Source organism: Paraburkholderia sp. TE9906 (genome assembly GCF_056279605.1).
Genome location: NZ_JBWCCT010000010.1, coordinates 150,463 through 164,894, shown reverse-complemented (window position 1 = coordinate 164,894; position 14,432 = coordinate 150,463). Strand labels below are relative to the sequence as shown.

14 protein-coding genes are annotated in these 14,432 nt (G+C 61.9%); 7 read left to right on the top strand and 7 right to left on the bottom strand.

Annotation, left to right across the window (positions count from 1 at the left end):
* Window positions 1–4: 4 nt before the first annotated feature.
* From ACZ9H4_RS25975 to ACZ9H4_RS25945, 7 genes are read right to left on the bottom strand one after another with little or no spacing between them, the layout of a single operon-like run.
* Window positions 5–2,359, bottom strand: coding sequence for a xanthine dehydrogenase family protein molybdopterin-binding subunit (locus ACZ9H4_RS25975; RefSeq protein ID WP_408152292.1), 2,355 nt, complete (start codon window positions 2,357–2,359; stop codon window positions 5–7).
* Window positions 2,352–2,840 (bottom strand): (2Fe-2S)-binding protein, encoded by a 489-nt coding sequence (locus ACZ9H4_RS25970; RefSeq protein ID WP_408147223.1) that lies wholly within the window; start codon window positions 2,838–2,840, stop codon window positions 2,352–2,354. Before ACZ9H4_RS25970 ends, ACZ9H4_RS25975 begins: the two co-directional genes overlap by 8 nt.
* 3 nt (window positions 2,841–2,843) lie before the next feature.
* On the bottom strand, window positions 2,844–3,719 hold the full coding sequence (locus tag ACZ9H4_RS25965) for an FAD binding domain-containing protein (protein WP_408147221.1): 876 nt from the start codon (window positions 3,717–3,719) through the stop codon (window positions 2,844–2,846).
* Window positions 3,716–4,819 carry an ABC transporter ATP-binding protein gene (locus ACZ9H4_RS25960; protein WP_408147219.1) on the bottom strand — a complete coding sequence of 368 codons (1,104 nt, stop codon included), beginning with the start codon at window positions 4,817–4,819 and terminating at the stop codon, window positions 3,716–3,718. The genes ACZ9H4_RS25965 and ACZ9H4_RS25960 overlap by 4 nt, the downstream gene beginning before the upstream one ends.
* Before the next feature lie 11 nt (window positions 4,820–4,830).
* Window positions 4,831–5,715 carry a carbohydrate ABC transporter permease gene (locus tag ACZ9H4_RS25955; RefSeq protein ID WP_408147217.1) on the bottom strand — a complete coding sequence of 295 codons (885 nt, stop codon included), beginning with the start codon at window positions 5,713–5,715 and terminating at the stop codon, window positions 4,831–4,833.
* 3 nt (window positions 5,716–5,718) lie between these two features.
* A complete protein-coding gene (locus tag ACZ9H4_RS25950; RefSeq protein ID WP_408147215.1) occupies window positions 5,719–6,636 on the bottom strand; it encodes a carbohydrate ABC transporter permease in 918 nt (305 codons plus the stop codon).
* 7 nt (window positions 6,637–6,643) lie between these two features.
* On the bottom strand, window positions 6,644–7,879 hold the full coding sequence (locus ACZ9H4_RS25945) for an extracellular solute-binding protein (protein WP_408147213.1): 1,236 nt from the start codon (window positions 7,877–7,879) through the stop codon (window positions 6,644–6,646).
* A gap of 904 nt (window positions 7,880–8,783) precedes the next feature.
* Here ACZ9H4_RS25945 and ACZ9H4_RS25940 point away from each other — a divergent pair.
* The 7 genes from ACZ9H4_RS25940 (at window position 8,784) to ACZ9H4_RS25910 (ending at window position 14,294) form a co-directional block, all read left to right on the top strand.
* Window positions 8,784–9,773 (top strand): CobW family GTP-binding protein, encoded by a 990-nt coding sequence (locus ACZ9H4_RS25940; protein ID WP_408152291.1) that lies wholly within the window; start codon window positions 8,784–8,786, stop codon window positions 9,771–9,773.
* A gap of 25 nt (window positions 9,774–9,798) precedes the next feature.
* Window positions 9,799–10,302, top strand: coding sequence for a DUF1097 domain-containing protein (locus tag ACZ9H4_RS25935; protein ID WP_408152290.1), 504 nt, complete (start codon window positions 9,799–9,801; stop codon window positions 10,300–10,302).
* A gap of 25 nt (window positions 10,303–10,327) precedes the next feature.
* A complete protein-coding gene (nthB, locus tag ACZ9H4_RS25930; RefSeq protein WP_408152289.1) occupies window positions 10,328–11,071 on the top strand; it encodes a nitrile hydratase subunit beta in 744 nt (247 codons plus the stop codon).
* Between the two features lie 33 nt (window positions 11,072–11,104).
* Window positions 11,105–11,746: a nitrile hydratase subunit alpha gene (gene nthA, locus ACZ9H4_RS25925; protein WP_476121559.1), complete on the top strand. Its 642-nt coding sequence runs from the start codon at window positions 11,105–11,107 to the stop codon at window positions 11,744–11,746.
* 2 nt (window positions 11,747–11,748) lie between these two features.
* Window positions 11,749–12,096 (top strand): nitrile hydratase accessory protein, encoded by a 348-nt coding sequence (locus ACZ9H4_RS25920; RefSeq protein WP_408152287.1) that lies wholly within the window; start codon window positions 11,749–11,751, stop codon window positions 12,094–12,096.
* Between the two features lie 83 nt (window positions 12,097–12,179).
* On the top strand, window positions 12,180–13,235 hold the full coding sequence (locus ACZ9H4_RS25915) for a HoxN/HupN/NixA family nickel/cobalt transporter (protein WP_408152286.1): 1,056 nt from the start codon (window positions 12,180–12,182) through the stop codon (window positions 13,233–13,235).
* A gap of 54 nt (window positions 13,236–13,289) precedes the next feature.
* On the top strand, window positions 13,290–14,294 hold the full coding sequence (locus ACZ9H4_RS25910; RefSeq protein WP_408147201.1) for a GlxA family transcriptional regulator: 1,005 nt from the start codon (window positions 13,290–13,292) through the stop codon (window positions 14,292–14,294).
* Window positions 14,295–14,432 lie beyond the last annotated feature (138 nt).

The window sequence follows — 14,432 nt, the reverse complement described above, 5'->3', positions numbered from 1 at the left end:
CCGGTCAGAGTTTGTCGCGCAGCAGGTCGCGCAACAGCATGGGAGTCAAAGGGTGACGGTCCGCCACCACGCCGAATGGCGCCAGCGCGTCGTTGACGGCATTGGTCAAGGCGCCGAGCGCGCCCATCACGCCGCCTTCGGCCATCCCCTTGATGCCCGCCGCCGTCGCGCGGCTAGGCGTATGCAACGGAATGATCTCGAAATTGGGTAGTTCGGTCGAAGTGGCGATCAGGTAGTCGGCCAGCGAGCCGCTCACGTTCTGTCCCGTTTCGTCGTAGCGCGTATGCTCGAACAACGCGCCGGACAGTCCCATCGCCACTGCGCCGTGTTGCTGCCCTGTCACCACGGTGGGATTGAGCAGCGTGCCGCAGTCTTCGGCGATCACGTAGCGCGCGATATGGATCGCGCCGGTGGCCACGTCCAGCTCGATCTCGCATCCGTGCGTCGAATTCGAGTAGGTCATCGGCGGCGGATCATAGGTCAAATGAAACTCGAGGCCGGGCGTGAGGCCTTGGGGCAACGAAGTTGGATCCATATAGGCGCGCCGCGCCACGTCGGCGAGCGTTAGACCTGTCTCGACCCACGCGTCGCCGCTGCGGCGCTCGATGCGCGCGTCGACAAGGCGAAGCGAGTCGCTGTCGGGCAGGTCGAGACAACCGGCGGCAATGGCGAGCACCTTGCGGCGCGCATCGAGTGCGCATAAATAAAGCGCGCCGCCGCCCGCTGTGCCGCTGCGGGCGCCGCGGCTGCCCATTCCGTATGGCGCGATATCGGTGTGGCCCAGATGGATACGCACGCTCGACGGGTCCACACCCAGGCCTTCGGCCACCGCATTGGCCATCGCGCTTTCATAGCCCTGCCCGCTGGGGCCGAGCCCCACCGACGCGTTCACGACACCACTCGGCTCGATCCGAATCCAGCTGGCCTCGTGTCCCGAGCCCGGAATGCCGGCCGATTTATAAAAGCGCGAACCGTACGTCGTCGGCTCCACCACGTTGCACAGGCCAAGCCCGAGATAGCGGCCGGCTGCCCGCGCCGCCTGCTGACGCGCGCGAAAAGCGTCGTAGTCGAAGGCCGCCAGCACCGCCTCAAAGGTCTGCGACGGCGTAATGTCGGCCAGCAATTCGCCGGTGGCGGTGCGGTACGGCAGTTCCTCCGGCGTCAACAGGTTGCGGCGGCGCACTTCGACCGGATCCAGCTTCAGCTCGCGCGCAATCGCTTCCATCGTGCCTTCCATGACCCAGCTGGTGATGGACATCGGCGCGCGCATGGGTGCATTGCCACATTTGTGACTGAGCACGACCTTCACGTCGAAAGCGTAGTGCTGCAGCCGGTACGGTCCACTCAACACCATTGCGACGACGCGCGCGAGGTAGTTCGCCGGAAAGAAGCAATACGCGCCGAAGTCTTCGCGGATCTCCAGATCGAGCGCGAGCAGCGTGCCGTGCTCATCCACCGAAGCGCGCGTGCGGCAGAAGTCTTCACGGGAATTGGCCGCTGCGGTCAGATTCTCGAGACGGTCTTCGCGCCAGCGCACCGGTCGCTTCAAATGACGTGCGAGTGCGGCAACGGTCAGCTCCTCGCGGTACAAGGCGATTTTTTGACCGAACGAACCGCCGACGTCAGGCGAAATCACCGTCACCTGCGACTCGCTGAGTCTGAGCCGTTGCGCGAGCTGAGTGCGCAAAGGATGCGGCACCTGGGTTCCGATGTGAAACGTCAGGTGGTGGCGCCCGGCGTCCCAGACTGCTGCGCAACCGCGTGTTTCGATGGGCACATGGGTCTGCCGCTGCTGCTGGAAGGTCGATTCGACCACGCGGTAAGCTCGCTGGGCGACGCTCTGCGGGTCGCCGTTCGAGTAGCGCTGGTGCGACACCAGGTTGCCGGGCACGCCTGGGTCGACTTGCGCGGCATGGGCTTCGAGTGCTTGCCACATATCGGTCACCACAGGCAGCGGCTCGAACTCGACTATGACCTGCTCAGCCGCGTCTTCTGCGAGGTACCGGTCGGTCGCAACCACACACGCGACCAGATCGCCCTGAAAGCGCACGACGTCGGTCGGCATCGTCGCGAACTCGACCGGCAACAAGCCCTCGACCGGCGCAGCGACACGCATCGGCGTGGTCCACTGAGCCAGCTCCCGTCCGGTAACGATGGTCACGACGCCAGGCATGCCGATAGCCGCGGCGGTATCTACCGAGACGATCCGCGCATGCGCATGGGGCGAGCGCACGAAGCTCACGTGCAGGGCGCCCGCGATTTCGATATCGTCGAGATACCGGCCATAGCCCGTCAGCAGGCGATAGTCCTCGGTGCGCGGCACCGCCTTGTTGAGGTAGCGAAACGTCTGCTCAGACATCGGCGCTCTCCCCCCGCATCCGCGCGGCCGCGCGCAGGATCGCCCGGACGATGTTCTGGTACCCCGTGCAGCGGCACAGGTTGCCGGAAAGCGCCTCGCGCACCTCGGACTCGGATGGGCTCGGGTGCTCGCGCAGATAGGCCTCGAAGGTCATCACGATGCCCGGCGTGCAAAAGCCGCACTGCAGGCCATGACACTCATGCAGCGCCTGCTGCAGCGGCGAGAGGCGGCCATCCTGCGCGACAGCTTCGATCGTGGTAATCCGCACTTCGTCCATCTGAACGGCGTACGCAAGGCACGAGCGCGCCGGACGGCCGTCGATCAGCACGGTGCATGCGCCACATACACCGTGCTCGCAGCCGACGTGCGTGCCGGTCAGACGGCAGTCTTCACGAAGCACATCGGAAAGGAGCTTGCGAGGCTCGCAGTGCACTTCGTGACGGCTACCGTTCACATCGAGATAAATTGTTCTCTTTTCCATGGCTCAATGGGCGGTCGTGTTGGCCGAATGCGTCACGCGTCGCAACGCTCGCGCCGTGAGCGCCTTGACGAGATCGCGCCGGTAAGCGGCGCTGATGTCCGGTTGATCGTATGGATCGATAGCGCCAGCCACCGCGTCGGCGATTGCAGCAAGCGTCGGCGCATCCACCGGAGCGCCGACGAAGCCCGCAGCGAGTTCGTCCAGCACAAGCGGAGTGTCCGCCACGCCGCCGAGTCCAATGCGCAGGCTGGCAAATCTGTTGCCGTGGAGCATGACGGTCAGTGCGCAAGCAGCAATCGCGAAGTCGCCGTGCCGCCTGCTAAAGATTTCAAATGCGTGCCGCTCGCCCGGGCGTGCAACCGGGAAATGCACCGCTCGAATGATTTCTTCGGCGGCGAGATCGGTCGTCATCACTGCAATCAGGAACTCCGTGGCCGGCATCTCGCGGCTGCCGTCCGGTCCGGCAATCTCGATGCTCGCACCCAGCGTGCTTGCAATGAGCGGCATTTGCGCAGCAGGGTCCGCATGCGCAAGGCTGCCCCCAAGCGTGCCGCGCTGGCGAATCGCGTAGTGCCCAATGGTCGCCGCCGCTTCCGCGAGCAGCGGGCAAACGGCGCGCACCGTGCCGCTGACGGCCACCTCGTGATGGCGCGTCATCGCGCCAATGGAGAGCAACTCACCCGCAAGCGTCACACCGCTGAGTTGCGGCAATGCGTTGAGGTCGATCAGGTGTGCCGGCTGCGCAAAGCGCATGTTCATCATCGGCGCGAGGCTTTGCCCTCCCGCGATGACTTTGGCGTCGAAGCCGTGCAGCGCGAGCAGCGACAGCGCCTCTTCAAGCGTGCGAGGCCGGTGATACGAAAATACCGCGGGTTTCATGCGTTCTGCACCTTCAGGTTCACGCCGCTCGCCTGATCGAAAAGGTGCAGACGGCGGCGGTTGATCGACAGGGTCACGCGTTCACCGACCTTGCAGGAACGCTCCTTGCCGACACGAAAAAACATTGACTGCCCCAGACATTGCAGGCCGATAAACTGATCGGAGCCTACCGGCAGCAACGAGGCGATGTCGCCTGTCAGCGAACAATCGGTCGAGTCGTCATGCTCGTCGATGTCCTCGGCACGAATGCCGGCCGACACGGCCCGGCCGCTGCATCCCGCGAGGAGGCGCCGCGTCTCGTCATCGAGGGCGAGCGAAAAATCACCTCTGCGAAAATGCAAACCATGGTCGCCTTGCGTGAGGACGCCATCGATAAAGTTGATCGGCGGGCTGCCGAGAAAATTGGCGACGAACTTATTGGCTGGCCGCTCGTAGATATCATCGGGCGAGCCGATCTGCTGCACGACGCCCTGGCGCATCACGACGATGCGGTCGGCGAGCGTCAGCGCTTCGGCCTGATCGTGCGTCACGTACACGAAAGTCGTCTGCATCGACTGATGCAATGCCTTGATGCTCGCGCGCATCGATACACGCAGCGCCGCGTCGAGGTTCGACAGCGGTTCGTCCATCAGAAAGACCGCGGGCTGGCGCACCATGGCGCGGCCGAGCGCGACGCGCTGGCGCTGCCCGCCCGACAGTTGCCCGGGCCGCCGGTCCAGCAGATGCGCGATTTCGAGCGACTGCGCGGCCGCGCGCACCCGCGCATCGATCTCCTGTTGCGGATATTTGCGCATCCGCAGGCCGAAGGCGATGTTGTCGTACACGTTCTTGTGCGGGTAGAGCGCGTAGCTTTGAAACACCATCGCCACGTCGCGCCGGTGCGCCGGCAAGCCGTTGACTTCGACGTCGTCGAACCGCAAGCTGCCCTGCGTGACCTCTTCCAGTCCCGCGATCATGTTGAGCGTCGTCGACTTGCCGCAGCCGGACGGTCCGAGCAGAACGAGAAACTCCTTGTCCCTGATCTGCAGATTCAGGTTGTCCAATGCGACATGTCCGTTCGCATATCGCTTGCCCACCTGCTGAAATTCGATTTGAGCCATGATCTTTCCCTTTATCCCTTTACCGCGCCGGCAGTCAGACCAGACACGATGTAACGCTCGAACACCACGGCGATGATCACAGGCGGCACGATCGCGACCACGCCCGCTGCGTTGATGAACGAAAAGCTCGTCGTGAAATCCGACGTGAAAGACGCAACGATGATCGGGACGGTCTGCGACGCGGCGGTCTGCGTAAACATCAAGGCGAACAGGAACTCGTTCCAGCTAGTCAGGAACGTGAACATGATGACGGCGACGAGCGATGGCACCGCGAGTGGCAAAAACACCTTCAGCAAAGCCTGAATCCGCGAGCAGCCATCGACCCGAGCCGCCTTGTCGAGCTCGTCGGGTAGCGATTCGAAATAACTAAGCAACATGAAGACGCTGAACGGCACCGTGATCGCCAGATAAGTGATGATCAGCGACCCGACGCTGTCGAGCAGGCCGAGCTTGCGCACGAACAGAAAGAACGGCACGACGAGTGCGATATCGGGAATCACGCGGGTAGCCAGCATGAAATACACCGACAGATCGCGGCCGATATACCGGATCTTCGCCATCGCATAAGCGGCGGGAACGCTGACGAGCAGATTCAGCAGCACCACCGCAGCGGCGACCTCGAGGCTATTGCGCAGCGCCGGCAACAGATACTGCGCGGTGGACGGAACGAATGCGGCGTTGCCGTCGTCCGACGCCGTGCCGGTGCTTGCCGCGACGATCGCCTTGAAGCTGGACAGCGTCGGCGGATGGGGAATCCAGTGTGGCGGAATGGACGTGATATCCGCTTCGCGCTGCAACGAGGACGACAGCAGCCACGCAACCGGTGCCAGCACATACAGCAACATCACGATTGAACCGGCCAGCAGCGCAAGGCGCTTCACAACAGAAGAAGACATCGCTTAAAGCCTCTTGCCGAGTAGACGAATGATCGCGTACGACATCGCAAACGTGGCGAGCGCGAGCACATACGCGACCGCCGCACCGGTGCCGAACGACAGGTTGCGGAACGTCTCGACGTAGATGTGCCAGGAGAGCACATGAGACGCGTCGGCCGGGCCGCCCTCCGTCAGAATGAAGAAGAGGTCGAAGTGCCGGACCGCCATCATCGCTTCGTAGATCATCACGAGCATGAAGCCGGGACGCATCGCCGGCAGCGTCACGTGCACGAATCGGCTCCACACGTTGGCGCCGTCCACTCTCGCCGCCGCGTAAAGGTCCGACGGAATGGACTTCATCGTCACAAGCAGCAGAATGGTCGCGAGCGGCACTTCCTTCCACACGAATGCGTTGGAGATCAACGCCAGCGTCTTGTGCGTGTCGCCCAGCCATACCATGTACTGGCCGATCACGCCAAGCTGCAATAGCAGTCCGTTGAGCGCACCGTACCCTGAGTCGTAGATCCACTTCCACATCAGACCGTCGACCACATAGGGAATGGCCCATGGAATCAGCAGGGCGGTCGACAGGATGCGCCGGCCGCGAAACTCCTGATTCAGCAATAGCGCCATCAGCGTCGCAATGATCATGATCGCAAGGACCGACACGACGGTGAACCATGCGGTGCGCTCGACCGCAGCCCAGAACATCGGATCGCGAAAGGTCTGGATGTAGTTGCCCAGGCCGACGAACGACACCCTGTTCATGCGCGTCAAATGAATGTCGAACAGGCTCGTCCAGAACGAGTAAAGGACCGGAAACACGGCGACTGCGAGCAGCACCAGCATCATCGGCGTCAGCAGCAGCATTGCGCTACGCTGATCGGAAGACGCCACGGAATGTCTGGCAAGCCAGCGGCGGCCCAAGGCATGAACGCTCATATCGACCTCAGGCTTTGCTCAACGCGGTCCACTTCTGCGCGGACCGTTTCAGCGCGTCGGCCACGCTTGCTTGACCGAGGATCGCCGCTTGCCATGCCGTCCCGTTGGTCTCGTCCCATTCGCCGAACCAGCGCGTGATCACATCCTTCTTGCGAGCCAGATCCTGTTGCTTCTGAAACATCGAGAAGTCGCCGTACTTTTCATACGCGGTGCGGACTTCGGGGTCGTTAAAGAGCGGCTTCACGCCGAATGCCGTGCCGGTGTCCATGAACATCGCTTTCTGAAACGCGTACTGGCCATCGAATCGTCCACCGAACGCTTCGATCAGACGCGTCGCCTCAGCGGCCCGCGTCTTGTTGGCGCCGGCCGCGGCGCTCATCGCGTGCATACGCATCCACGCAACCGTGGCGTGCGAACCGTTCGGGCCGGCCGGCATCAACGCCTGCCTGATATGGCCCGCGACGCGCGACTGGCGCGGATCGTTAAGCGCCTGAACCCGGTAGCGAGGCAATAATGCGAACGCGTGATTGCCCGACGCCACGGCCTTGAAGCCGTTCAATTCTCCCAACTCGACGCACGCAGGCGAAACGATGTGGTGCTTGTTGACCGCATCGGCAACCCATTGCAGCGAAGTCACCGCGCCGTGCTTCGGATCGTCCATCACCGCCTTGCCGCTGTCGTCGACAAAGCGGCCGCCATTCGAAAACACCAGTGACGACATGAACTCGATCAGCCAGCTTTCGCGTGCCATCGAGAGCATCAGCGGGTATTGCGAGAGACCCGCATTCTTGATCTTCAGGGATTGCGCGACCAGTTCGTCCCACGTTGCAGGCGGCGCCGCGATGCCCGCCTTGGCGAGCTTGTCGGCGTCGTACAGAAACGCCATGTAGTCGGTGTAGTAGGTGAGACCGTACTGACGACCCTTGTAGCGCATCGATTGGGTGCAGAAATCCTGCACCTCGCCGTTGTACCTGAGCAGTTGCGGATAGCCGTCGAGCGGCGCAAGCCAGCCCGCGTCGGCCCACTCGGGCAGCCAGCCGTCGGACACCCACAGCACGTCGATCGGCGCCTGGCCTACGAATTTCGTCACCATCGCCTCGCGATACTGTGCGAACGGGAGGTTGTTGTAGTTGACGTTCAGCCCCGTTTCCTTCTGAAACGGCACGAGCATGCGCTTCACCGTATCGACGCCGGCCGACCAGGTATGCAGATTCACGCTGTCGGCAGCGAAGGCCCGGGACATCCCACCCATCAAACCAGAAGCAGCGAGCCCCGCACCCGCCGACACCTGTAGAAATCGACGACGACTGTTCCCGGATCTATTGACGACGTTACTCATGGCTCGCTCCGACCGTTTGCGCGGCACTGTTCACACGTGGCGTAGCCGCTGCTTCGGCTACCTCTTGAGACGCGAAGATATCTCCGAGAAAATAAATCGTCAATTGACGACATACGGAATATGCAAAAAAATCTGGTTAGCGAACGTCTCAGACACGCTGAGCACATTCGACCCGTTTTTCGCGGTTTCTCCCCATTTATCCGATTGAGCTTCCGATTCAATCGCAGAAATTATGGTCGTCAACCGACGAATGACTGCAAGAATCTTGACACTGGGGCGCCGCAGGAGAGCAACGTGGTGGGAATTCTGCACGGAGCGGGCACGCGCAAAAGGCCGCCCAGGATGGACGCACGTGAGTCGCATGGCGACCGAGGCGATTAGAAAGTGATGGGCGCTGGCCTGGTGGATCCACCGAACCGGCAGACTACCCAGCGCGTCACGCCCGGGCGAGCTCCAGCAGCGCCGCCATGTTGACGATACGGCCCACCGTCGCCCAAGCGGTCAGCACGTGAACCGGCGGTGCCCGCGCTCAACAGGATCGCGCTCTGTCGAGGTGGTCGTCCATCCCGCCGCATATTCGCGGAGCATTGCGCACCGTCGCGGAGCATCGAATCTCTCACCTGCACCAGCGCTTGGCATCGGAATCATGCCGCGTCGTCGTGCCATTTTGTCCTGATTGTCCGACTCGGACAAAAGCCGCCACATTTTCAGCGCATTCGAGACAAGCTGATTTCCGGCGCAGACGGATGACGGCGACAGGTCCGGTACTCGCTCTATTGAGCCAGTCTCGATCAGCAATGGACTCCTCATGAATCGCACACCCACACTGCGCAAGCTTCCCGTCACCGTCATCTCCGGGTTTCTCGGCGCGGGTAAGACCACGCTCGTCAATCAGTTGCTGCAGCAGCGCGCGCCGGGTTCGATCGGCGTGGTCGTCAACGAATTCGGCGAAGTCGGCATCGACGGACAATTGATCCTCGCCGAAGAACAGGCGATGGTCGAAATCAATAACGGCTGCGTGTGCTGCACGGTGCGCGCGGACCTCGTCAGCAGTGTGAAAGCGCTGCTGGCGCGCCCGCGGACCGCTGCTGCGCCCATGCACCGGCTGATCGTCGAGACATCCGGACTCGCCGATCCGGCGCCGGTCCTGCAAACGTTCCTGGCCGATCCCGACCTACGCGAAGCCGTGGATCTCGAATCGGTCGTCACCGTGGTCGACGCACTGCATCTGCGCCGCCAACTCGACGACGACATTGCGCGCGAACAGGTGGCCTTCGCCGACGTCATTCTGATCAACAAGCTCGACCTGATCACGGAAGACGAGCTTATCGCTGTCGAGCGAACGATCCGTTCATTGAATCCAACCGCCGCCATCATCACCTCGACCCGTTCGCCAATCCGCGCGGACGCTCTGCTGGGTATGCGCCGCTTCTCGCTCCCCACGCTGCTTGCGATCGAGCCCGATCTGCTCGACGAAGGCGCTCACGACCACGAACACGACGCGTCGATTCAATCGTGCGCGCTGGTCGAAAAGGGCGACCTCGATGCGACGCGCTTTAGCCGTTGGATCAACGAACTCGTGCAACAGCAAGGCCAGCAACTGATGCGGATGAAAGGGGTTCTCAACTTCCACGCCGAAGCGCGGCAGTTTCATTTCCATAGCGTGCACATGTTGCTGGAGGCCGAACCAGGACGCGCATGGCTGAAGGACGAGCCGCGCGAGAACAGGTTCGTGTTCATCGGTCGCAATCTGAATTTTTCGCAACTACGTGAATCGTTTCTCAGCTGTATCCACTAGCCCAACTTACCTCGAGGATTCTGCAATGAAGAAGACTGATGCGCTTACCGTCAGTATCGGCTTGCTCGCCGTCGTCGACACCTACGTCACGGCAACGGTGTTTCCAGTCCCGGTTTGGGTCACCTTTATCGCGTGGGCTTCGTTCTTCGTGGTCGGCGGCGGTCCGCGCGGCTTCGTGCAGAGCGTCGCATCCAACCTCACCGGCCTCGTCATCGCGTCGCTCTCGCTGCTGGCCGTCGCCAATGCCGGCCCGACGCCGCTCGTCGCAGCGATTTGCGTCGGTGTCGGGAGTGCGGCGATGGTGCAGGTATCGAAACTGAAGCTGCTGAATGTGCTGCCGGCCGTCGTGTGGGGCTTTGCTTCGACGGTCGGCACCACCGTCGCCACGGGCAAGGCGATTACCACACTCAGCATTCAGAACCCCGCGCTGGTGGCTGCCGCCGCGCTCGTCACCGGCGCCGTATTCGGCATCGTCTCCGAAGCGTTCGGCGACGCGCTGAGCCACAAGCCTCAGCATCAACTCAACTGATCTCACACTTCACGAACCGCACACCATGAAACTACAGCACAGCCTTGGGGGGCTCGAAAACCTCGGCCCCGTCAATGTCGAGACACGAGTTTTCGTCGAGCCGTGGGAGAAGCGCATTTTCGGCATTCATACGGTGATGATGGCGGAAAGCACGCATCTGTCGGACGCGCTGCCAAAGTACCCGGTAGCAACGTTGCCTACCGCGTTCAGGAATACGTGGACCTGGGCGTCGCTGCGCACCGGCGCCGAAGGCATGCAGCCGTTCGAATACTTCAAATACCGGTACTACGAAAAGTGGCTGATGGGGATTTCGCAATTCTTCATCGATCAGGGTTACGTATCGGCCGACGAACTTGCGCAGAAGACCGCGCATTACCGCGCCCATCCGGAAGCGCCGCTGCCGGAACAGCCGAGTCCGGCAATCGCCTCGCAGATCAGCGACTACCTTGCAAAAGGCGATTCGGGACTGAACGCACTGAAGCAGGCACCGCGTTTCGAATCCGGCGCCGAGGTGTGCATAGCCGATCCGGCCGCCGTCGATCACACGCGTTTGCCCGGCTATCTGCGCAACAAGCGCGGCGTGATCGACTTCGTCTATCCGGGTGCCTACTCCTACTTCGTTTCGACCGGACCCGACGGCATCGGCGAGCCGATGCCCGTCTATCGCATTGCGTTCAAAGCCGAGGACATCTGGGGCAAGGACAAGAGCGAACCGAACACGACGATCTACGCCGATCTATACGAAGCGTATCTCGACGCATCGAACTGAATCTCTACACCTATCATCTGATACAGAACCACCATGAGTGAACTATTCAAATACGACGAAGAACGCGAGGCCGCGAGCGCAGCCAAAGTACGGGCGCTCGAAGCGCTTCTGATCGAGAAAGGGGTGCTGGGCAGCGACTCGGTCGATACCGTGCTCAGTCATTTCGAAACGATGGCCGGCCCGTTCAATGGCGCGAAAATCGTGGCGCGCGCATGGATCGATCCGGCGTTCAAGGCACGCCTTGTCGAAGACACACCAAAGGCGATTGCGGAAATGGACTTCCCGGCCGGAATGGAAGGCGCGGAAGGCGAACACATGGCCGCAGTCGCCAACGGCGACGGTGTTCACAACCTCATCATCTGCACGCTTTGCTCCTGCTATCCCTGGCCGGTGCTGGGTCTGCCGCCCTACTGGTACAAGGACCCGGTGTTCCGCGCGCGCGGCGTGCGCGAACCGCGCGCCGTGCTGAAGGAGTTTGGCGTGCCGGTTTCGGACGATACGGAAGTCAAGGTATGGGACAGCAGCGCGCAAATCCGCTGGTTCGTCATCCCGGAGCGGCCCGCCGGCACCGAAGGCATGAGCGAAGTGGAACTGGCGGCGCTCGTCACGCCGGAAGCGATGATGGGTGTGGCGCTGGTGCCCTCGCCTTCCGCCTCGCCGTGGCAGGCGGTCTGATCATGTTTACCCGTTTCGAGGAATATGCCGCTTCCAGCATGCTTGGTAGTCCGGACTCTCCGCCGCGCATGCAAGGCAAACTGCTGTTCGACAAGCCATGGGAACGGCAGGCATTCGGGCTCGCGCTTTCGTTGTCGAAGGCGGGGCACTTCGAGTGGGAAGACTTCCGTCAGAATCTCATGGCGTCCATCGCCGAATGGGAAGACGGATACTGCGCGGGGCAGCCGCCGTGGGATTACTACGAGCGCTTTCTGCTCGCCCTCGAAAAGACCGTGACGCAGGCCGGGGTGCTGTCGGCCACCGACATGGCATCGCTGGATCTGCGCGCATTGCGTCCGTCCGGCAACTGAGCCGTGCCCTTGCTTCCGGCGTTCAGGCAGGGGCGCGAAGCGCGCGCCATATCGCGCAACGCCGTTTCATCAGGATACCTATCATGCTCAAGCAACTGTCCAATGTACTCAGCGGATCCGATCCGCAGGTCCAGCGCAAGCTCCTCGGCATCTACAGCCTGCTGTTGGTGACTAATGCCGCCGCGTGGATCTGGGCGTTCGTGTCGTTCCGGGACCACCCGGTCCTGCTCGGCACCGCGTTGATTGCCTACGGACTCGGCTTGCGCCACGCGGTCGATGCCGATCACATTGCCGCGATCGACAACGTGACCCGTAAGTTGATGCAGGATAAAAAGCGTCCTGTCGCCGTGGGCTTTTTCTTCTCGCTCGGTCACTCGACCATCATCGTCGTCGCCTCGCTCGCGGTCGCGGCAGTCGCAGGCGTGTTGAGCACGCGCTTTGTCCAATACAAGGAATTGGGTGGACTGATCAGCACATCGGTATCGACCCTCTTCATGTTCGCCATCGCGTTCCTGAACCTGCTGATTATGAAATCGATCTTCCAGGCATGGCGTCACATACGCGCAGGCGGCGCCTACGTCGACGACGACTTCGACATGTTGCTAGCCGATCGCGGCTTCCTCGCGCGGATCTTCCGGCCTATGTTCCGGCTCGTCGGACGCAGCTGGCACATGTTCCCGCTTGGCTTTCTGTTCGGACTGGGTTTCGATACCGCGACCGAAGTGAGCCTGCTCGGCATGTCGGCGTCGCAGGCTTCGCACGGCATTTCGCCATGGGCGGTGATGGTGTTCCCGGCGCTCTTCAGCGCGGGGATGTCGCTGGTCGATACGCTCGACGGCCACCTGATGCTCGGCGCCTACGGCTGGGCGTATCTAAAGCCGATTCGTAAGATCTACTACAACATGACGATCACGCTGGTGTCGGTCGCGGTTGCGCTGCTGGTCGGCACGATCGAGGCGCTGGGCCTGATTTCTGACCACTTGAAGCTCGAAGGCAAGCTGTGGGATGCTATCGGTACGTTGAACGACAACTTCGGTACGCTGGGCTACGTCATCATCGGCGTCTTCGCCGCGAGCTGGATCGTATCGATGGTGCTTTACCGGGCCCGGCGCTTCGACGAACTCGGGACAAGCCGCTAGGCGAGCGCATGCGGCACGCGCCGCGCCAGCCTCGGCTCCATTTGACTGACACCTATGCGCAAGATCACCGTCGGAATGGTCCTGTTCCCAGGATTCCAGCTGCTCGATATCGCGGGCCCCAAGGACGCCTTTGCGGAAGTCCGCATTCTCAGTCAGGGGGCGTGCGAATACGAGATGCTGACAGTCGGCACGACGCGGGGCAGTGTGCTGTCTTCCAGCGGACTGACGGTCATGCCGGACCGGACCATCTTCGATCCGTGTCCGCATTTCGACACGGTAATCGTGCCCGGCGGCCTCGGTGTATTCGAAGTACTCGAAGACTCGACGCTTAGCGAATGGCTCGTGAAGCAGCACAAGAGTTGCAGGCGGATCGCCGCTATCTGTAACGGCGTTTTTGCTTTCGGCGCCGCCGGCATGATCGATAACCGTACGGTCACGACACACTGGATGGACGCCACGCGTCTTTCGGCGATGTTTCCGAAGGTGAAGGTCGAACCCGACCAGATCTATGTAAAAGACAGCGGCCTCTACACGACTGCGGGCGTGACCGCCGGCATCGATCTCGCACTGGTCATGATCGAAGAGGACTTCGGCAAGAAAATGGCGCTCGACGTCGCGAAATATCTGATCGTGTACGTGCGTCGCGCGGGCGGCCAATCGCAGTTCAGCCCGCTGCTGGAAACTCAAGCCGCCAGCGATTCCCAGATCCAGTCAATTCAGGAGTACCTGCTCGACAATCTTCATCTGAACCATACGACCGCGTCGCTTGCGCACCGGTTAAAAATGAGTCCGCGCAATCTGTCCCGCATCTTCACCAAGGAATGCGGCGTCAGTTTGATCGCATTCCTGAACGACGCGCGCATCGACGCCGCGCGTCGCTACCTCGAAAGCACCCGCCACCCGATTGGCGAAATCGCGAAGCGTTGCGGCTTCGAGAGCGCGGACACACTTCGGCGTACGTTTAGCCGCCGGCTTCAGATCAGTCCCGCCGAATACCGGCAGCGCTTTCGCTCCGGCGATCAGCTGAACGACAGGGCTGCTGCTCTCCGTCATCGATGACGAGGGCGATCGCGAATCGCGCGAATTGCACGCGATCCTCGATACGCGTCCTGGTTTCGGTGAACCCATTGTGGCCTTCAGGCCGAGTACGGCCGAGACCCTTGAGCGCACGCACACCCTGTCCAGAGCGAGCCATTT